This window comes from Butyrivibrio sp. VCB2006, from assembly GCF_000420945.1.
Taxonomy (GTDB): Bacteria; Bacillota; Clostridia; order Lachnospirales; family Lachnospiraceae; genus Butyrivibrio.
In genome coordinates, this window is sequence record NZ_ATVX01000001.1 from 297,607 (window position 1) to 317,389 (window position 19,783).

General features: G+C 40.6%; 17 protein-coding genes. 15 read left to right on the forward strand and 2 right to left on the reverse strand.

Annotated features, from left to right (window positions below; genetic code table 11):
- Nucleotides 1-74 precede the first annotated feature (74 nt).
- On the reverse strand, nucleotides 75-1,079 hold the full coding sequence (locus G613_RS0101290; protein ID WP_029230924.1) for a DUF5050 domain-containing protein: 1,005 nt from the start codon (nucleotides 1,077-1,079) through the stop codon (nucleotides 75-77).
- Between the two features lie 137 nt (nucleotides 1,080-1,216).
- On the opposite strand from G613_RS0101290, the gene pheA reads away from it, so the two are divergent.
- The 9 genes from pheA (at nucleotide 1,217) to G613_RS0101335 (ending at nucleotide 10,935) form a co-directional block, all read left to right on the forward strand.
- Nucleotides 1,217-2,344, forward strand: a complete 1,128-nt coding sequence (pheA, locus tag G613_RS0101295) for a prephenate dehydratase (RefSeq protein ID WP_029230925.1) — start codon at nucleotides 1,217-1,219, stop codon at nucleotides 2,342-2,344.
- A gap of 33 nt (nucleotides 2,345-2,377) precedes the next feature.
- Nucleotides 2,378-3,925: a Ppx/GppA phosphatase family protein gene (locus G613_RS0101300; protein ID WP_029230926.1), complete on the forward strand. Its 1,548-nt coding sequence runs from the start codon at nucleotides 2,378-2,380 to the stop codon at nucleotides 3,923-3,925.
- 46 nt (nucleotides 3,926-3,971) lie between these two features.
- Nucleotides 3,972-6,125 carry an RNA degradosome polyphosphate kinase gene (locus G613_RS0101305; RefSeq protein WP_029230927.1) on the forward strand — a complete coding sequence of 718 codons (2,154 nt, stop codon included), beginning with the start codon at nucleotides 3,972-3,974 and terminating at the stop codon, nucleotides 6,123-6,125.
- Between the two features lie 4 nt (nucleotides 6,126-6,129).
- Nucleotides 6,130-6,717 (forward strand): Maf family protein, encoded by a 588-nt coding sequence (locus G613_RS0101310; protein WP_029230928.1) that lies wholly within the window; start codon nucleotides 6,130-6,132, stop codon nucleotides 6,715-6,717.
- Nucleotides 6,718-6,741: 24 nt separating this feature from the next.
- Entirely contained in the window at nucleotides 6,742-6,996 is a 255-nt protein-coding gene (locus G613_RS0101315; RefSeq protein ID WP_029230929.1) for a hypothetical protein, read from the forward strand.
- A 90-nt stretch (nucleotides 6,997-7,086) separates the two neighbouring features.
- Nucleotides 7,087-7,902, forward strand: a complete 816-nt coding sequence (locus G613_RS0101320) for a Cof-type HAD-IIB family hydrolase (protein ID WP_029230930.1) — start codon at nucleotides 7,087-7,089, stop codon at nucleotides 7,900-7,902.
- Between the two features lie 13 nt (nucleotides 7,903-7,915).
- Nucleotides 7,916-8,764 carry a PHP domain-containing protein gene (locus G613_RS0101325; RefSeq protein ID WP_029230931.1) on the forward strand — a complete coding sequence of 283 codons (849 nt, stop codon included), beginning with the start codon at nucleotides 7,916-7,918 and terminating at the stop codon, nucleotides 8,762-8,764.
- A 185-nt stretch (nucleotides 8,765-8,949) separates the two neighbouring features.
- Nucleotides 8,950-10,428 (forward strand): transcription termination factor Rho, encoded by a 1,479-nt coding sequence (gene rho, locus G613_RS0101330; RefSeq protein ID WP_029230932.1) that lies wholly within the window; start codon nucleotides 8,950-8,952, stop codon nucleotides 10,426-10,428.
- 90 nt (nucleotides 10,429-10,518) lie between these two features.
- Nucleotides 10,519-10,935 (forward strand): LysM peptidoglycan-binding domain-containing protein, encoded by a 417-nt coding sequence (locus G613_RS0101335; protein WP_029230933.1) that lies wholly within the window; start codon nucleotides 10,519-10,521, stop codon nucleotides 10,933-10,935.
- 110 nt (nucleotides 10,936-11,045) lie between these two features.
- Here G613_RS0101335 and G613_RS0101340 read toward each other — a convergent pair whose 3' ends face one another.
- Nucleotides 11,046-12,605, reverse strand: a complete 1,560-nt coding sequence (locus G613_RS0101340; RefSeq protein WP_029230934.1) for a hypothetical protein — start codon at nucleotides 12,603-12,605, stop codon at nucleotides 11,046-11,048.
- Nucleotides 12,606-12,792: 187 nt separating this feature from the next.
- Between G613_RS0101340 and G613_RS0101345 the strand changes: the two genes are divergently transcribed.
- From G613_RS0101345 to G613_RS0101370, 6 genes are all read left to right on the forward strand, one after another.
- Nucleotides 12,793-13,536: a YjjG family noncanonical pyrimidine nucleotidase gene (locus tag G613_RS0101345; RefSeq protein ID WP_029230935.1), complete on the forward strand. Its 744-nt coding sequence runs from the start codon at nucleotides 12,793-12,795 to the stop codon at nucleotides 13,534-13,536.
- 322 nt (nucleotides 13,537-13,858) lie between these two features.
- Nucleotides 13,859-15,220, forward strand: coding sequence for an ABC transporter substrate-binding protein (locus G613_RS0101350; RefSeq protein ID WP_029230936.1), 1,362 nt, complete (start codon nucleotides 13,859-13,861; stop codon nucleotides 15,218-15,220).
- 107 nt (nucleotides 15,221-15,327) lie between these two features.
- The gene (locus G613_RS0101355; protein WP_029230937.1) at nucleotides 15,328-16,242 is read left to right on the forward strand and encodes a carbohydrate ABC transporter permease; all 915 of its coding nucleotides are present in this window, start codon (nucleotides 15,328-15,330) and stop codon (nucleotides 16,240-16,242) included.
- 3 nt (nucleotides 16,243-16,245) lie between these two features.
- On the forward strand, nucleotides 16,246-17,094 hold the full coding sequence (locus G613_RS0101360; protein ID WP_029230938.1) for a carbohydrate ABC transporter permease: 849 nt from the start codon (nucleotides 16,246-16,248) through the stop codon (nucleotides 17,092-17,094).
- A 91-nt stretch (nucleotides 17,095-17,185) separates the two neighbouring features.
- Complete coding sequence (locus G613_RS0101365) at nucleotides 17,186-18,958, forward strand: sensor histidine kinase (protein ID WP_029230939.1); 1,773 nt, start codon at nucleotides 17,186-17,188, stop codon at nucleotides 18,956-18,958.
- A 31-nt stretch (nucleotides 18,959-18,989) separates the two neighbouring features.
- The gene (locus tag G613_RS0101370; protein WP_029230940.1) at nucleotides 18,990-19,763 is read left to right on the forward strand and encodes a response regulator transcription factor; all 774 of its coding nucleotides are present in this window, start codon (nucleotides 18,990-18,992) and stop codon (nucleotides 19,761-19,763) included.
- Nucleotides 19,764-19,783 lie beyond the last annotated feature (20 nt).

Below are 19,783 nucleotides of genomic sequence, written 5' to 3' on the forward strand. Positions count from 1 at the left end.
ATTATTCATACCTTCTCCTCATTAAATAGTTGTGAAAATATACTTATCTGCCAAAATGGAACTTTTTTACCCCATTAGTCGAATGACAAAACTGAAATTCGATTTGTTCCATCCAATGGCATATGATACACCACTTGGTCCTCTCCGTAAACCTTAAAGTAAAGATAATGAGATGTAACGTTCAAATTATTGGTCACACCTTCGAAAAGGACTGTGTTATAAGAACCATCAAGGTCGCACATTTTAAGAGCTGACTTGTCCCCACCGGCGTAAGCATAGTAAATATGATTATTATCCATGGTAAAGAAATCAAGGCGATCCGAAGTGATAAGCTCTGATTCACCGGAGTAGAGATTGGAGCGCCACAAACTGTAATTTGAATCGCCGTTCATGTAGTAGATATAATTGCCGTTAACAACCGGGTAAAAGAGATGTCCCGGGAGGAAATCGCTTATCCTGTCGCCATTTTTGGTGTCCAGGGTGTGAATATAGTGATCTTCGGAAACGCCGGTGAAATAAATAATTCCTCTGTCATAGCAGACTGGAGAGATGGGCTCCGCAGCAACCTGGGTTTTATTTTTTTTATCCACGCGAATTTTGTTAAGGGCTCCGCCATCAAGTTTGGTGGTGTAATACAAGTATTCACCGCAAAGCTGAACCTCATCTACAAAATCTCTTAGAAGACATGTCTGATCGCTTCCGTTTACTTTGCATCTGTAGATACCGTATTGATTGGAAACTGAACCAAGACCTGCAACTGAGGAAGATTTTCCGGTGGAATCCATATAGAAATACAAGAAACCATTAGCACCGCTTATGTACTGAACACGCATGCTGGTAAGTCTTTTGGGATTTGTTTCATCCGGATTCATGGAGTAAAGACAATTATAGTCATAAGGATTGGCAAAATATACCTTGCCATCCATTTCGAAGAATAGGCCGTTGTTATGGAGATTGCCCGCAGAGTTGCCCACATCGGAAGGATCCTTTGGAATCCATCTGTCAATTATCGTACCGATAACAACTATGACACAAAAAAGTGCAACTACGAGAAAAACAAGAATAGTTCGTTTGTTCATAATGTGCCCTCGCATATGAAACAAGCTACTAAATATTGTGCTTCTAAATTAATTATATGCACTGCACTTATTGCTATCAAGCGGTTTTTATCTTAAACTTAATCTATAAATTTGGATGGAAAAAGAGGGTTGGATAAATGGATTTACAGGAGCTTCGAGTTGAAATAGACAGCGTAGACAGGCAGATTGTTGATCTCTTTGAAAAGAGAATGGAAATAGCCTCACAGGTAGCTGATTACAAGATAGCTAACGGTAAAAAGGTCTTTGATAAGGAGAGAGAAGAACAGAAAATCAAGGCTGTAAGAGATATGGCTTCCTCTGATTTCAACAAGGTTGGCGTGGAGGAACTCTTTTCACACCTTATGTCTATGAGTAGGAAACTACAGTATCAGAAGCTGACTTCTGCAGGAACTGCGGGTAATCTGCCATTTATTCCAATTGATAGTATTGATAAAGCTAACTCAAGAGTTTGTTACCAGGGCGCTGAAGGTTCTTATTCAGAGGCTGCTATGAAGAAGTTTTTTGGCGACAAGGTAAATTGTTTCCATGTGGATACTTTTAGAGATGCCATGTCAGTTCTTGAGGAGGGAAGCGCTGATTATGCGGTACTTCCAATTGAGAATTCTACAGCGGGAATTGTAAGCGAGATATATGATCTTCTTACGGAATATGAGCATTACATTATAGGTGAGGAGATTATTCCTATCAGACATTGCCTTATGGGTGTTCCCGGAGCTAGCTTAAGTGATATTAAGACTGTATATTCTCATCCACAGTCACTTATGCAGAGTGCAAGATTTTTATCCGACCACAGCGATATTAAGCAGATCAGCATGAAGAACAATGCTTTTGCTGCTAAAAAAGTGGCTGAAGATAAGGATAAGACTCAAGCCGCTATTGCTAGTTCTTATGCAGCAGAGATATATGGTCTTGATATAATAGAAGAGGGCATCAATCAGGCCGATTCTAATTCTACGAGATTCATAATTGTTACAAATCAGAAGGTGTTCCTTAAGAATGCAGGAAAGATAAGTCTTTGCATGGAAATTCCGCATGAGGCGGGAAGCCTTTATCACATGATGTCTCACTTTATTTATAACGGTCTTAACATGACTAAGATCGAATCTCGTCCTATTGAGGACAGAAACTTTGAGTACCGATTCTTTATCGACTTCGAGGGCAATTTCCAGGACAGCGCAGTAAAAAACGCTCTGAGAGGTTTGAGAGAAGAAGCTAAGATGCTGAAAATTCTTGGTAATTATTGATTAAAAATATACATAACGATGAGGGGTTATCGTATGACAGGAGAGGTTTTTGCAGCAATTGATGTGGGATCCTATGAAATGGCTCTTAAAGTATTCGAGCTCTCAGCCGGAAAAGGTGTCAGAGAACTTGATTACGTCAGACATCGCATGGATCTTGGTACTGAAACCTATGCCACAGGACGTATTTCTCATAGACATGTTGATGAAATGATAAGGATTCTGTGCGACTTCAGGCAGATCATGAAAAGTTATGGTGTCACACATTATCAGGCCTATGGCACCAGTGCGGTCAGAGAAACCAAAGATATAGTTGTAGTCAGAGACCTTATTGAGCAGAGAACAGGGATACACATTGATGTTCTTAGTAACTCTGAACAGAGATTTTTGGATTACAAATCAATTGCCCTTAAACACGAAAAGTTCAAGGACATTATTGCTAAGCCAACAGCTATCGTAGACATTGGCGGTGGCAGTATCCAGATTTCACTTTTTGAAAAGGACACCCTGGTTGCCACACAAAATCTTAGGACCGGTGTCCTTAGGATTCATACAACCATGGAACATGTGCATGCCACAAGGCTTAAATACATGGATCTTGTATCAGAGCTGGTTAATTCCCAGCTATCGGTTTTTTCCAAATTATATCTAAAAGACAAATCCATAGATAACATCATTGTCATTGATGATTATGTATCGCCTCTTATTCAGAGGTTTAAAAAAGATACAGATAATGAGGGATATGTTTCAAGGCAGGAGTATATGGGATTTTTGGAGCAGGCCAATCAGGTCAGCGATATTGTTGTGGCCAAAAAGCTCAATATTCCCGAGGATAATGTGCCTCTTTTGTATGTATCCGGTGTTCTTATCAAGTGTATTCTTGATGTAACCAAGGCTTCCAATATCTGGGCCCCCGGAATAACTCTTTGCGATGGAATAGCCTACGAATATGCCGAGCAAAAGAGCTTCATCAAATCCCCACATGACTTTGAACAGGATATTGTAGCCTGTGCCCAGAATATTTCCAAAAGATTTATGGGAAGCAAGTCAAGAAGAGAGACACTGCAAAAAATCGCCCTCAACATATTTGACAACACAAAAGAACTTCACGGACTGTCACAAAGAGACAGGCTTCTTCTTACAATTGCTACAATCCTGCATGATTGCGGCAAGTACATCAGCGTAGTTTATTTAGGTGACTGTTCCTTCAACATCATAATGTCAACTGAAATCATAGGCCTTTCTCATTTGGAGAGACTTATTGTTGCCAATGTGGTCAGATATAACCACGAGGAATTTGAGTATTATGGCGGCCAGAGCCAGTATCTTGAGGGCCTTTCCAAAGAGGATTACCTCAGAGTTACCAAGCTTACAGCTATCCTTAGGATAGCTAATGGCCTGGACAGAACTCACAAGCAGAAGTTTAAGGACGTAAAGGTCAGCTTAAATGGCGAAGAACTTATCATAAACGTGGATACCAAGGCGGACATTACTTTGGAAAAGGGACTATTTGATAACAGAGCATCCTTCTTTGAAGAGGTTTTTGGAATAAGACCTGTTATCAGACAGAAAAAGATGATGTGAAGATTTGGTGATAGTAAAGTAGAGCGAAGCACGAAGTGAGGGGCTTATGGCAAAGATAAAGAATAAAAAAGAATTTGATTTTGAAGATTCAAAATACTATATCAATAGAGAACTTAGCTGGCTTCAGTTTAATGAGAGAGTTTTGTCCGAAGCAGAGGACAAGGACAATCCCCTTTTTGAAAGACTTAAGTTTCTGAGTATTTCCGCCAGCAATCTTGATGAATTCTTTATGGTAAGAGTTGCATCCCTTAAGGACATGATCAATGCTGATTACAAAAAACTTGATATTGCCGGGATGACAGCCAAGGAACAGCTCACCGAGGTTCTTTCAACTGTACATAGTTTTGTTGATGAACAGTATAGAATCTACAATGAAGAGCTTGTGCCGGCTCTTTTGGCAAATGGTCTTATGATATGTAAGGCTGAGGATCTTACGGCAAAAGACAGCGAATATGTGGACAGATATTTTGATGAATTTGTTTATCCTGTAGTTACGCCAATGGCTGTGGATTCATCCAGACCATTCCCGCTTATCAGAAATAAGACCCTTAATATTGCAGCTCTTCTTAAGAAAAAAGAGGGCAAGGATGATGTGGATTTTGCCACGGTTCAGGTTCCGGATGTTTTGCCAAGAATTCTTGAAATTCCCGGAAGCGGAAAAGAAAGGGAAGCTCGCAAGGTCATTTTCCTGGAAGACATTATTCAAAAGAATGTATCAAAGCTATTTCTCAACTATGAGGTTCTTACCAGCTCTCCTTACAGAGTAGGACGAAATGCGGACCTTTCCATTGACGAGGATGAGGCTGAAGATCTTTTAAAAGAAATTGAGAAACAGATAAAGAGAAGACAGTGGGGCCAGGCAATCAGGCTTGAGGTTTCCACCGGAATAAACAAAAAGCTTTTAAAACTTATCGCCGGTGAATTAAACGTAGAAGAAAACGAGATATATGATATCGATGGACCGCTTGATCTGACCTTCCTTATGAAGATGTACAAGCTTGAGGGCTTTGACGAGCTTAAGGAACACAGATATAAAACTCCGCAACCTGTTCCTGAGTTTAATAATGATGAGAATCTCTTTGATGTGATCTCCAGGGGAGATGTTCTTATGCATCACCCTTACGAGACTTTTGAAAATGTCGTTAAATTTGTTGAAAATGCAGCGGTTGACCCGAATGTACTGGCTATTAAGCAGACTCTTTACAGAGTAAGTGGTAATTCACCTATTATTGCGGCCCTTGCCAAAGCTGCGGATAACGGCAAGCAGGTAACGGTTCTTGTTGAGCTTAAGGCCAGATTTGACGAGGAAAACAATATCGTTTGGGCCAAGATGCTTGAAAAAGCCGGTTGTCACGTTATTTACGGACTTGTAGGTCTTAAGACCCACTGTAAGATCACGCTTGTAGTCAGAAGAGAAGAGGACGGTATCAAGAGATACGTCCATCTGGCAACTGGTAACTACAATGACTCCACTGCCAAGCAGTATACGGATGTAGGTCTTTTCACCTGTGCACCTGCCTTTGGTGAAGATGCAACTGCGGTGTTTAACATGCTTTCCGGATACTCAGAGCCCCTTGGCTGGAATAAATTATCTCTTGCGCCGCTTTGGCTCAAGGATAGAGTTATTGATCTTATTAAAAGAGAAGAAGAACATGCTAGGGCCGGTGAGCCCGCAAGAATTGTGGCCAAGATGAACTCTATCTGCCACAAGGAGGTTATTGCTGAGCTGTATAAGGCAAGTTCCATGGGGGTTAAGATTGACCTTATAGTAAGAGGAATATGCTGCCTAAGGACAGGAATACCGGGAGTCAGTGAAAACATTACCGTAAGATCCATAGTCGGAAACTTCCTTGAACACAGCAGAATCTTCTATTTTGAAAACGGCGGAAATCCTGAGTATTACTGCAGCAGTGCAGACTGGATGCCTCGTAACCTTGAGAGACGTGTGGAGATTCTTTTCCCGGTTGAGAATGAAAAGCTCAGAAAGAAATTAAGGCATATTCTTGACGTGGAACTGGCTGATACAGATAAAGCCCATGTTATGAATGACAAGGGTAAATATGTAAAGATAGATTGCACAAAGCTTGATCCATCTGATAGAATCAACTCTCAGAAAGTATTTGGCGATGAAGCAGCCAATAATTCAAAGGCCATGAATTCCCAGAACACAAGGGTTTTCATACCGGAAATGAAGGTTTGATGATATGAGATATGTTTTGGCATCCGGGTCACCCAGAAGAAAAGAACTGCTTGCTAAGGTTGTTCCGGAGTATGAGGTAATACCTGCTCAGGAAGAAGAAAACGCAGAATCTGCAGAGCCTGACAAGATGGTAGAGGAGCTTTCTTTCAAAAAAGCTTCCGAGATTTTTCACAAAATTTTTACGAATGATACAGATAGACTAGTTGTAATCGGCGCAGACACCGTTGTATCATATAATCGTAGAGTGCTTGGTAAGCCTGCTGATAGGGATGATGCGTCGCAGATGATTAGGTCTTTATCAGGAAATACCCACGCAGTATATACCGGTGTGACTGTTTTTTATACTGATAAAGAGGGCAAAGAGAATTCTTTTACCTTCCATGAAGAGACACTGGTGGATGTGACTTCGATGACTGAAGATGAAATAGCTAAATATGTTGCCAGCGGAGAACCGGACGACAAGGCAGGAGGCTACGGAGTTCAGGGACAGTTTGCGATATTTATTTCCAGCATCAGAGGAGATTATTACAATGTGGTTGGGCTTCCAATTGCGAGACTCTACCATGAGCTGAAAGCCCATGAACTTCTATAAAAGGATTTTCGGAGGATATTTTTTATGCACGAGTATGACGAGGCAGTTCTAAGATGTTTTTTGGAAAATCAGGGGCAGCTTTTTCCTGAGGATGTAGCTTCTAACATGGAAGAGGCAGAGGCCTTTTTAGAGGACTGCATGGCTGTTGTTGTGGATGGTGTTGACGAGGTCGAGGAGTATTTCGAGGAATCCGGAGTTGATACCGAAGGTGGCAACGTGCTTGATGCTGACGAAGTATTTGATATTGGAGATGGCAGATACCTGATAGTTGAGGGATGATGCATCTTTGCTTAATAGACTAGGGAATCTTTACCCATTTTTGCGTGCAGATATGGGTAAAGATTTTATTATGTACACGGGGATTTGATATTGAACAAGAAGATTTTTTTCTTTGACCTGGATGGAACTCTTTTGAACAAGCAAAAAGAGATTACGCCGGGGACATTGGAGGCACTAAAAAAGTTTACTGATGCAGGAAATCATTTTTGCATAAATACAGGGAGAGCAATAGACAGTGCCAAGGCTGTATATGACGGACTGGGACTGGATTTTAAAGGTAGCTACCTGTGTGGATCAAATGGCACTGAGATATACAGTGTAGACGAAGACCGATATGTATTTAAAACCGGAATTCCGATGGAAATGGTAAATCCTATACTGGATCTTGCGGACGAGTATCAGGTTCACTGCCATACCTACAATGAAGATCATATAGTTTCAAGGCATGATGGTGAGTGCATGAATTATTACAGACGGGTTATTAAAACGCCGCTTATTGTTACAGATAATGTGATGGAACATATTACTCAGCCACCGTCCAAGATGATTGCTATTGAGCTTCATGATCATGACAAGCAGGAGAGATTTAGAAAAGCCCTCTATGAGATGACAGGGGGAGAGCTTACTCTTTTGTATTCTAATCCATATTATTTGGAGATTTTCCCTGCTACTGCCGGCAAGGGAAGTGCAGTTATAAGACTTGCGGACATTCTTGGAATACCTGTGGCAAATACCTATGCAGCAGGAGATGAGCAGAACGACATCTCCATGATTGAGGCAGCAGGCTGCGGAATTGCCATGATGAATGGAACAGATATTGTTAAAAAGAGTGCCGATGTGATCACAGAATATGACAATGATCATGATGGACTGGCGCCTTTTATTTTGAAGGCCATTGAAGATTAAACGGAGATTATTTATGAGAGCAATAGATTTACATACACATTCAACCTGTTCAGATGGTACATATACAGTTCAGAAACTTATGGACTATGCATATGGAAAGGGCCTTGCAGCTATTGCTCTTACAGACCACGATACTGTTAAGGGGTTAAAAGATGCCGACGAATACGTGAAGGCAAACTATCCTGACATGGAATTCGTGCCCGGAATAGAGTTTTCTACAGTAAATGAGGGTAAGGATGTTCATATTGTAGGACTTTACATGAACTACAATGACAAGGAACTCTTAGATACTATAGACTCCTTTATGAACTCTCGAATTGAGAGAAATGTCAAAATGTGCAAAAAGCTTTCTGAGGGTGCGGGAATTGACATCACCTTTGAAGCTTTGCAGGAGGCTAACCCTGATACTGTCATAACAAGAGCGCACTTTGCCAAATACATGGTTGAGCATGGTTACTGCTCAAGCAAGCAGGAAGTTTTTGACAGATTTATTGGGGATAACTGCCCATATTATGTGCCAAGGGAGAACATCACTCCTGAGATGGCTATTGAGACAATTGTTAAAAATGGCGGAGTACCTATTTTGGCCCATCCGGTTCTTTATCACATGAGTGACGAGAAACTGGAGACTTTAGTGGTGCGCCTTATAGATGCAGGCCTTGCTGGACTGGAAGCTATTTATTCTACCTATGAAGCTTATGAAGAGAGACAGATGAAGGAACTTGCAGAAAAGCATGGCCTTCTTATTAGTGGTGGATCAGATTTCCACGGTGACAACAAACCCGCTATAGATCTGGGCGTTGGCTATGGTAAATTATTTGTTCCTGAGAATCTGTTAGAGCCTATTAAAAATTATGGTTGATTTTTGAAAAAAAGTATTGTATATTACCTCTTGAAAAAATCACAAATTGTTTTTTTACGAAATACAATTCTTTAAACAAATGCACTTTTTGTTGCGGTCGTTTATTTTTTCCACAGTTAATTATTTGTTTACGATTTAATTATATGTTGTAGCAGTGCCGTGTATGGTACAGAAATGGAGCTATTTTGAGAGAAAGATACGAAACACTTAAATTAAATGACCTTAGAGAAATTGCCAAGTCCAGAGGTATTAAGGGAGCAACATCTCTTAAAAAGTCTGAGATCATTGACATTATGTGCGAGATGGATGAAAAAGAAAACGCACAGAAGCAGGCTCAAAAGGCCAAGGAAGCTGACAAAGAAGAAAGCCTTAAGCCAGCTCCTAAGAAAAAGAATATTGTTGTAACAACAGGAAAGCCTTCTCCTAAATCAGAAGATAATGGCTCTGAGGCTAGAAAGCCTGAGAGAAATGACAAGGCTGAGAGAGTAGAAAAGCCGGAAAGACCTGCAGAGGCAGCAAAAGAAGAGGATGATCTTGCCGATGGTGATGATGCTAACGGAATCCTTGAGGTTATGCAGGATGGCTATGGTTTCATTAGATGTGAGAATTATCTCCCAGGTGAGAATGATGTATATGTAGCACCTTCACTTATCAGAAAGTTTAACCTTAAGACCGGAGATATCCTTAAGGGAAGATGCAGAGCCAAAAAGGAAACAGATAAGTTTGCAGCTCTTTCAAGACTTGACTCAGTTAATGGATACAGACCTGAAGTAGCTATGGGCAGATGGAATTTTGAGAACATGACACCTATTTTCCCAAATTCCAGAATCAGACTAGAGCAGCCCGGAAGCTCTGTTGCTATGAGAATCATGGATCTTATCAGCCCTATCGGTAAGGGACAGAGAGGTATGATCGTTTCTCCTCCTAAGGCAGGTAAGACAACACTTCTTAAGGATGTAGCTAAGTCTATCCTCAAGAATGACAGCAATATTCACCTTATCATTCTCCTTATCGATGAGAGACCTGAGGAAGTAACAGATATTAAGGAATCAATCGAAGGACCAAATGCAGAGGTTATCTATTCAACCTTTGATGAGCTCCCTGAGCATCACAAGAGAGTAGCAGAAATGGTTATGGAGCGTGCGAAGAGACTTGTTGAGCACGGCAAGGATGTTGCAATCCTTCTTGACTCAATCACAAGACTTACACGTGCATATAATATAGTAGTTCCTCCATCAGGAAGAACACTTTCCGGTGGTCTTGATCCTGCAGCTCTCCACATGCCCAAGAAGTTCTTTGGCGCAGCCCGTAACATGAGAGAGGGCGGATCCCTGACAATCCTTGCTACAGCTCTTATCGAGACAGGTTCCAAGATGGACGATGTTATCTACGAGGAATTTAAGGGTACAGGTAACATGGAAATGGTTCTTGACAGAAAGCTCCAGGAAAAGAGAATCTTCCCTGCTATCAATATTCCTAAGTCTTCAACCAGAAGAGAGGATCTTCTTCTTTCTGCAGAAGAGCTTGCAGCAATCAATAGCCTGAGAAAAGGCTTTAACGGCATGAAGGCTGATGATGCGGTAGATCAGTGCATCAACCTCTTCTCCAAGACTAGAAATAATACAGAATTTGTACGTATGGTTGAGAAGCAGGTTCGTTTCTAAGCTGTCCGAAATATGAACCACCTTATATGGCAATCTATACTTGTTGAAACAAGTTGATGCCTATAAGGTGGTTTTTTTCGGAGGTGTGTTATGACAAGAGCATTGATGGAAGCAGCAAGTCTTTATAACGATCCTAGATTCTTATCAAAAAGTGAAATCAGAATTCGTGAGAATAAAAAGAGACGTCAGAGAATTGTAAGAAGACAGAAAATGGCAATTATTCTTAGTATTGCACTTGTTGTTTTCTTGATGCTATTTCTTAGAAATACACTTATGACTTCGGCACAGAACGACAACTTTGTTCCTAAATGCAAATACTATAAAGTTGTAACTGTACATGCTGGAGATAATATCAGTGAGATAGCAGGAGATTATTACGATGCTGAACACTACGATGATTTTGAAAGATATGTATCAGAAATCTGTAGCATCAATCAGCTCTCTGATTCAAACCTTATTAAAGCCGGAGAAAACCTTGTTGTTCCATACTATGCTGAATACAGATAAATAGCAAAAAAGACAGATACCTGAAAAATGGATGTGCATAACCTTCTTAGATTTGCATAGCTGCAATCCTAGGAGAATAGTGCACATCCATTTTTTAGGTATCGTTAGGATTAATCTACCAACCAGCCAAGGCGTTCAAGCTCAAGGCTCTGAAGGCTGCCGTCGTCTTCAAAGTAGACACGGTAAATGTTATTATTGCTTTCGACCTTTGCAGACTGGTCAAGAGGGACTCTGTATCTGTGATAATCTTTTTTGTATTCGAAGTTTGAAAGGCCGTTTTTTTCAAGAAATGCTGCGTACTCTTTATCTGTGATAGAGGTATCAACACCACCCGGGAACTTAAGGTCAACCTGAGTTGATGAATAAACAGATATGTTTGTAACCATTGTGTTTTCAAGGTATACAGCTTTATCTATAAAGTTAAAGGCTTCAACGAAGATATACTTGTCTTCCTTGTAAAGGGTAAGAGAGTAGCCTTCTCCGGCACCTACAGCCAGATCGTCGTCACCATAGCTCCATCCATCTTCTATAAGGATAGAAAGAGGAACCGGAAGATTATATACTTTTCCTTCGAGCTGGAAGTTACCTGAAAGAGGATCGTCACCAAGGGAAGCTGGCGCTTCATAGTATGTAAGGTATTCTGGTATACCTTCCTGAACATCAGACTGTACAAAGTCTCCAGGCTCAACTTCAGCTCTTATTGAAATGATGCTGAGCTTATCTGAGTCTTCATCAAAGTGTAAAGACACTTGGCATTTGTAGTTACTGTTGTCGTGGTCTAAATAATAGGTAAGTGCCTGGGAAGTTCCAAAGTCACTAGCGTAGTCAGGTTCACCAAGGACTTTTTTAACATCATCTATATCGCTCTCACAAAGGACTAAATCTCCGTTTTGTATAGAGATTTCGTTGCCTTTTCTGGTTACATATGATTCGTAGAATTCTACCTTTGTAATATAGCAATCCTTAGCAGGCTGTGCATTCAATGAAAAGTTAGTAATGGTAAAGCTTATGGTATTGGTTGAAATATCACCTGGAACATGAAGATCCACATATGTAGATTCTCCGGTGTACAAAATTTCTTCCATTTTGTTATCGTCATTGAAAACCCAGTCGTCATCAAGGAAATCCTGAACTTTTTGTGGGAGTTCATAGCTGTAGCCGTTTATTGTAAAAGAGGTAAAACCGTCATAATCAATATCTGAGCTGGCCTGTGAACCAGGAATAGCATGGGTTACTTCATCGGGTTCAGGTTCAGCAAAATCGATATCAGGGTCTCCGGTCATGATCCTTCCGGGATCTGAATTGTTTACATCAGGGTCGTTTCCAACATGATTATTTGAACGAGATCCATTTGTTACCAGATTTCCTGCAACTCCAACCAGAATAAGGATGAGTGTAAGCATTCCAACTGCAACAATAGCAAGGCGGGATCCCTGATTATTCCATAATCTCTGGAAAACATTACCGGAAGTTGCCCCTGCTGCGGCGCTGATACTTGCTGATGCAGGCATGACAGGAGCCTGAGCAGGAATCTGCTGCGTGGTTTGCTGGCTTGGTGCAACTACAGGCTTTCCTGTAACCGGGTCATATTTGTATCCGGCATTAAGCAGTTCTTGTAACCTTTCAGGTGTGGGTTCCCCTGTAACAGGATCATATTTGGGTTCATTCATAACAATATCTCCTCCTAATACATTCGTGAAATTTGAAACTGAATTTCTTAACACGAAACTTAAATAGTGTAGCAAATTCGCTTGGATTATACAAATTCAAGCTACTTATTTTATATACATTTGCAAGGAAAGGATGGTTGCGCTATTATGTTGTAATCTGTTTTTTGATTTAGAAGGAGTTTTTATAATGATAAGAGTAATTCTGTGGGACCTGGACAATACGCTGCTTGATTTTGACGTTGCAGAAAAAGAGGCCCTTACAACTGATTTTAAGGAATTTGGACTTCCGGAGTTTACGGAAGATATGCTTTCTGAATATATGGTGATCAACAGACGTCGCTGGCAGGCCCTCGAAAGAGGCGAGATGGAGAAACAGGAAGTTCTTGAGGGAAGATTTAGAGAGTTCTTTGGACTTAAAGGGTTTGATACCTCTATTGCGGCAGCTTTTAATGACAGATATCAGGAGCTTTTGGGAGAGACAATCTGCTACAGGGATAATTCCTATGAATTGGTAAAAGAGCTTAAGGGTAAATATCTTCAGTGTATGGCATCAAACGGAACAAAAAAAGCGCAGACAGGTAAGCTTCTTAATTCCGGTTTTGATAAACTCTTTGATCTTAGCTTTATTTCTGAGGAGATAGGAGTGGAAAAACCGGCCATAGGCTTTTTTGACGTAGCTCTTGAGGAAGTAAATAAATGGCTTCTTGAAAATGAGACTAAAATCAGAGAAGAGTATCTTGGAAAGGTTAAGCCTTCAGAAATACTCATGGTGGGGGATTCTCTGACCAGTGATATGAGAGGGGCCAACAACGCAGGGCTCATTGCCTGCTGGTATAATCCCAAGAATATTACCAATGACCTCGGTGTTTCTATTGACCATGAGATAAAAAATCTTAATGAAATTTATGACATCCTAAATTCTTGCAAATAATATATGAATATCTTATCTAAACTAATCATGTTTGTCTTATTCGTTGTGAAACTAGGCAGATTGACAATGGTGAAAGATAAAGATTTAATTTTAATGTTCAATATTTTTACATAATATGTCAAAAATTTACATACCATTATGCAAAAAAACCATAAATCTTTTGTATAATGGTATTTTTTTTGTGAAAAAGTAAAAAATGTGCTTAATAAAGTAAAAGATTTACATTCAATATAGTTTACAAATATTTTATATTTTAGATAGAGATAAGCGGCTTGTGGGGCCGCAAAAAAATCATTTCTTATTCAGAAAAGGGAGGTTTGAAATGAAGAGACGTATTGCTTCAATCGTTATGGCTGGCATCATGACACTTTCACTCTTTGGATGTGGAAGCGCTTCACCGGCTCCAACAACTGACACAGGTTCTGCTAACACAGAAACCAAGACAGAGACAACTACAGAGACTACTCAGAAGGAAGAGACAACAGAGACAGCATCAGCAGGTTCAGACGAGCAGATCACACTTAACATGTGGTGTATTGCTACCGAGAGTGACTCAAACCGTCACGCTTATGAAGCAGCTATCGCTGAGATGGCAGAGAAGTATCCTAACATTACTCTTAACTGGGAAGCATTTGAGAACCAGTCTTACAAGACCAAGATCAAGGCAGCTGTTTCAGCTAACGAAATGCCTGATATCTTCTTCACTTGGTCATGTGCGTTCCTTGGCGACTTCGTAGACGCTGGTAAGGTTTACTGTCTGGATGATATTTATCCTGAATTTGCAAGTGAACTTCCAGAGAACATGCTTGGTAACACAACATATGATGGAAAGCACTACGGCGTTCCTACAACTATGAACATCGTTGGTCTTTTCGCTAACATGGATCTCCTTGGTGAAGTAGGATATACAGAAGTTCCTGGAACATATGAAGAGTTCATCGAGTGCTGTGATGCTCTCAAGGCTAAGGGAATCATTCCTTTCGGATGTGCAGGAAAAGAGACATGGTGCGTAACTGAGTACCTTGAGTCAGTAATTGAGAAGAGCGTTGGTGCTGATGCTCTCAACGATATCTTCCTTGGAAGAGCTACATGGGATAATGCAGATGTTGGTGCAGCTGTTGATACATTCCAGGCACTTGTTAACAACGGTTACTTTGATCCTTCAGGAATCGGCCTTACAAACGACGAAGTTAAGAACAACTTCATGGCTGGCAAGTATGCATTCTATATGAATGGTACATGGAACTGCGCAGACTTTGCAGCTAACGAAGAGTTCCTTGCAAAGGTTAAGGTTGCTGAGTTCCCTGTAATCAATGCAGACAAGGCTAAGCTTGGTCAGCTTATCGGCGGACCTTCAGATACACTTGCAGTAGCAGCATCTTCACCAAACGCAGAAGTAGCAGCTAAGTACGCTATGGAGCTTGGTAAGCTCATCTGCCACTATGGATATCTTGATGGCTGCGGACTTCCAGCTTGGACACCATACGGCGACACAAGTGCAGTTAACCCTCTTACACAGACAGTTGCTGAGATTTGTGCAAACGCAGATTCATTTGTACTCTTCGGTGACACAGCTATGACAGCTGATGATGCTAACACATATCTTTCATATGTAGATCAGGTTTACGGATGTCTTCTTGACGGACCACAGTTTATTGAGGGCCTTGCAAAAGATATAAGGTAATCGCTCCTAATTAAATCTAAATAGTTCCATCTTGGGTCCTTCCTTGCATCCCCAGTCGGGAAGTGAGGAAGGATCTTTTTTACAAAAATGGTTATGAGAGGCCAGGTATGAATGAAAATAATGTAAAAAATGAGAAGAGAAAAAGGAAGATAGAAGAGGGGATTGCTATCTTTGTTTTTCTTTTGCCGGGACTACTGCTGTTTGTAAGTATTCTGATAGCGCCCATTGCAGTGTCAGTTTACAGGAGTATGTACGACTGGAACGGTTTTTCTGAAGGTACTTTTATTGGTTTTGATAATTATGTAGAGTTGTTTACCAATGGCTCTATCAAGTTCATAAATTCACTTAAAAACTCACTTATATTGGCGTTCTTTTCTGTGTTTGTCCAGCTCCCTTTGGCACTTGCTTTAGCTCTTTTGCTGGGAAGACATGAGACAAGAAAAGAAAGAACATTCCTTTCAATTTTCTTTATGCCGGTACTGATTTCTACAGTAGTTATTGGTCAGCTGTGGCTTAAAATCTATAATCCGGATTATGGTGTTTTGAACAGATTCCTTGAAGCTGTGGGACTTGAAAGCTGGAAACATGTTTGGGTAGGTGATGTTAAGACCGCCCTTGGAAGTATCATCGTTCCGACAGTATGGCAATATGTCGGCTACCATATGCTTCTTATGTTTGCAGGAGTTAAGGGCGTTGACTTAGATCTTCGAGAAGCAGCAATGCTTGATGGTGCAACTAAGTGGCAGGTTGACAGATATGTTGTAATTCCAATTATCAAGCCAATCATTAGAGTTAGTGTTATTTTTGCGGTTACAGGTTCACTTAAGACTTATGACCTTGTACGTATCCTCACTGAGGGTGGTCCTTTCCAGTCTACGGAAGTCCCCAGTACGCTTCTTGAGAATATGTTGTTCCTTAGAAACCGCTACGGAATGGGAAGTACCATTTCGGTAATGCTTATTATTCTATGCTTTGCTTTTGCTCTTTTGATAAGTGCAGCATTTAAAGAAAAGGATGATTAAAAGATGGAAAGCTACACATTAAAAGAAGAAAATCCTGTCATCAAGGTTCTTATAGATATCTTTCTGGTGATTTGGGCTATTATAAATCTGTTTCCAATATATTTCATGTTTACTTTTTCACTTAAGTCCAACGAAGAAATATTTGGAGCAAACATTATTGGTCTTCCCAAAGAATGGCTGTGGTCAAACTTTACCACGGCGCTTCATACGGGAAATATGGCACTATATTTCTTTAACAGTTTGCTGGTAACCACTCTGGCTATTGCAATTTCAATCATGGCAGCCATGATGGCCTGTTATGCCATAACCAGAATCAAATGGAGATTCAGCAAGCTTACAAATGCATTCTTTATGCTGGGACTTACGATTCCTATCCAGGCATCAATTGTTCCTGTGTATGTTGTAATGAGTAAAGCTCACTGGCTTAACAAGTACTCAACACTTATTGTTCCGTACTCAGCTTTTGCGCTTTCCATGGCAATTCTGATATGTACAGGCTTTATGTCAGAGATTCCCTATGCCCTTGATGAAGCGGCAAGAATCGATGGCTGCGGCCTTTTCAGAACATTTTTTACCATCATATTACCGCTGATGAAGCCGGCTGTATCTACGGTTGGAATATATTCATACCTCCAGTGCTGGAATGAATTTATGTTTGCAAATGTATTCATATCTGATTCGGCCCACAGAACCCTCCCGGTTGGTATTAAGGCTCTGTCAGGCCAGCATACCACGGATTGGGGCCCAATCGGAGCAGCACTTGTGATTGCAACTTTCCCAACTCTCATAGTTTATTTGTTCCTAAGCCGCAAGATACAGGCCAGTTTCATTGCCGGTGCCGTAAAAGGATAATGTGTTTACAGATGCCACTTTTTGTGCTGTTTTACTATGCGAAACGGCCAAAAAGTGGTATCTTTTTTCTGTAGAGGTATGGGAGAGCTTTATGGGGAAAAAGTTTTCAAGTGGGGATTTCTTTAACAGTAGGACCGGAAGGAAGGTTTCACTTTCTGCGAGTTTGCAGAAGGGGATTCTGGGTCTTATTTTTGTTGTCACAATTTCTTTTATCATTTCCACATACTTCATTGCAGACAGAGAACAGAAGAATTATATAAAAAGAGAATCCGAAAGCGTATTAAAGACGCTGTCCAGTAATATCAATTCAGATATCAGGAAATACAAAGAATTATCAAGAATCATAATGACGGAAGATCACCTGGTTAAGTTCCTTAGGGCTGATGCTGACAGTGTTGATATAGGAATGATCAACGATGCCAGATACGGTGTTATGGATGTTTTGAATGTTACAGAAGGTGTGGACTGTGTCATGATCTTTAGAGAAGATCTGATCATGGTTGCCACCAACAGGTTCACATATAATTATGATTACGAATTAATGAATAGCGAGGAGTGGAAAAGAGATATCCTCGATGGAAAGGGCAGTGTTGTTGTCTCTTTAAACAGTAACAATGTGGCCTCCAAGGCCGATGGAAGAAATGTGGTGACCATAGGACGTGCCATTTATGATATTGATTCCCAGGACAGGAAGGGAATCATGTTGATGAATATTTCTACCAGCGTTTTTGATATTATGCTTAATAAGCTTGGGTACAGAGATATTTGTATCATGGGAGATGACGGTACTTTCCTTTCCGGCAACAGCTCCTATGCGCAGTTTTTTGACAAGGATTTTTTTACCGGTAAAACCAGTAACAGGGATGTTAAGCTTGATGGAAAGAGAATGCTTCTTTCTGGGATGAAGGTAAGTGGATATCCATTTGTAATCCTGAGAGTTGCACCCTATAGTGCAGAGGGAATTCCCTTTAGCATTATTTATATTCTTTTGGCACTTCTACTTATATTCATGATAATGGTATTCTTTGTGGGTAATTTTATCAGGAAGAATATTACTGATCCGGTTCTTTTGCTTTCTGAGTCCATGGACAAGAATAAGAGCACCGGTGAACTTAAAAAGGTAGATGCGGATATGCCCTCTACTGAGCTTGAAATGCTTAAAGGGGATTATAATAGTCTCATAGATCACGTGAATGAGCTTATTGATACTCTGATAGAAAAAGAGAAAACGCTTCAGCGAGCGGAAATGAGGGTTTTACAGGAGCAGATCAAGCCGCATTTTCTTTATAATTCTATTGAGACAATCGGTTTTATGGCATTGGATGCAGGAGCTGACAAGGTTCATGACGCCCTCGAAACGCTGGGAAGCTTTTACAGGAACTTCCTTAGTAAGGGAGACAGGGAGATTCCGCTGTCCAGAGAAGTATGGATTGTAAAAGACTATTTGCAGCTTCAGAAACTGCGATACGGTGATATTCTGGACGATGAATACGATATTGCCGAGGATACGCTTCAGATTGTGGTACCTAAACTGATATTGCAGCCTTTGGTGGAAAACAGTATATATCATGGTATCAGGCAAAAGGGAGAGAGAGGCGTAATTAAGATCAGCAGTAGGATTCAAGGGGATGAGCTTCATCTTTCCGTGTGGGATACGGGAGTTGGAATGAGTCCCGAGGAGATAGAAGATATTCTTTCAACAGAGAATAATGAGAACAGATCGGAAGCAGACAGCTTCGGTCTTTGGGGAACAATACAGAGAATCAGGATTTTCGAAGGCAGAGACGATATAGTCAGGATTGAGAGTGAGATAGGGGAATACACTCAGATCGAGTTTATTATTAAGGCAAAAAGAGAACTATAACGTTATATAGCTAAAAGCGGGGATTAGGTATATGGATAGAAAGTACAGGGTTATGATAATTGATGATGAGCAGTCAGCAAGAAAGCTTATGAGGGCATCAATTGATTGGGCGAGTCTTAATATGGAGGTTGTGGGGGAAGCAGCCAGTGGAATAGAGGCAATAAATACAATTGATGAATATAAGCCGGATATTGCTTTTGTTGATATTTCCATGCCCTTTATGGATGGAATCGAGTTTACGCAGGTTGCCACAGGAAGATATCCAAACCTGATTATAATAATAATGACTGCCATTGATAAGTTTGAGTATGCCAGAAAGTGTGTAAGCCTTCCAGTGTTTGAGTATATGCTCAAACCTATGGTCAGAGCTGAGATAACAGAGGTCCTGGAAAGAGTTAAAGGAAAGCTTGATAATTCTCCGGATTTTTGGGAAGATAGTAAAATGGTTATGGAGGGGTCATCTGTTTCCAAGGCTGACGCTGCTGAGACCATTAAGAGATATGTGGAAGAAAACTATGCTGATTCCAAGCTGAACCTTGCATTTATAGCCCAGCATTTTGGTTTTAGCGCAAGTTACCTTTCAAGAAAATTCAAGCAGGATACAGGCAAGAATTTTATCGAGTATCTAACAGGAGTCAGAATGACCAAAGCCATGGATATAGCAAGGAAGGGCCACAAAATGTACCAGGCTGCGGCAGAGGTTGGAATTCCTGACCCTAACTATTTTGGAAGATGCTTTAAAAAATATGCCGGCATGAGCTATTCCGATTATGTGAATGCGGAAAGCTATGGAACCGGTGCCTGAGGGCGATGTAAATTGCACTT

What these genes read in the sequence shown, in the direction of transcription:
- G613_RS0101290 (WP_029230924.1), bottom strand. Translation starts at nt 1,079, where the DNA reads ATGAACAAACGAACTATTCTTGTTTTTCTCGTAGTTGCACTTTTTTGT.
- pheA (WP_029230925.1), top strand. Translation starts at nt 1,217, where the DNA reads ATGGATTTACAGGAGCTTCGAGTTGAAATAGACAGCGTAGACAGGCAG.
- G613_RS0101300 (WP_029230926.1), top strand. Translation starts at nt 2,378, where the DNA reads ATGACAGGAGAGGTTTTTGCAGCAATTGATGTGGGATCCTATGAAATG.
- G613_RS0101305 (WP_029230927.1), top strand. Translation starts at nt 3,972, where the DNA reads ATGGCAAAGATAAAGAATAAAAAAGAATTTGATTTTGAAGATTCAAAA.
- G613_RS0101310 (WP_029230928.1), top strand. Translation starts at nt 6,130, where the DNA reads ATGAGATATGTTTTGGCATCCGGGTCACCCAGAAGAAAAGAACTGCTT.
- G613_RS0101315 (WP_029230929.1), top strand. Translation starts at nt 6,742, where the DNA reads ATGCACGAGTATGACGAGGCAGTTCTAAGATGTTTTTTGGAAAATCAG.
- G613_RS0101325 (WP_029230931.1), top strand. Translation starts at nt 7,916, where the DNA reads ATGAGAGCAATAGATTTACATACACATTCAACCTGTTCAGATGGTACA.
- G613_RS0101335 (WP_029230933.1), top strand. Translation starts at nt 10,519, where the DNA reads ATGACAAGAGCATTGATGGAAGCAGCAAGTCTTTATAACGATCCTAGA.
- G613_RS0101340 (WP_029230934.1), bottom strand. Translation starts at nt 12,605, where the DNA reads ATGAATGAACCCAAATATGATCCTGTTACAGGGGAACCCACACCTGAA.
- G613_RS0101345 (WP_029230935.1), top strand. Translation starts at nt 12,793, where the DNA reads ATGATAAGAGTAATTCTGTGGGACCTGGACAATACGCTGCTTGATTTT.
- G613_RS0101350 (WP_029230936.1), top strand. Translation starts at nt 13,859, where the DNA reads ATGAAGAGACGTATTGCTTCAATCGTTATGGCTGGCATCATGACACTT.
- G613_RS0101355 (WP_029230937.1), top strand. Translation starts at nt 15,328, where the DNA reads ATGAATGAAAATAATGTAAAAAATGAGAAGAGAAAAAGGAAGATAGAA.
- G613_RS0101360 (WP_029230938.1), top strand. Translation starts at nt 16,246, where the DNA reads ATGGAAAGCTACACATTAAAAGAAGAAAATCCTGTCATCAAGGTTCTT.
- G613_RS0101365 (WP_029230939.1), top strand. Translation starts at nt 17,186, where the DNA reads ATGGGGAAAAAGTTTTCAAGTGGGGATTTCTTTAACAGTAGGACCGGA.
- G613_RS0101370 (WP_029230940.1), top strand. Translation starts at nt 18,990, where the DNA reads ATGGATAGAAAGTACAGGGTTATGATAATTGATGATGAGCAGTCAGCA.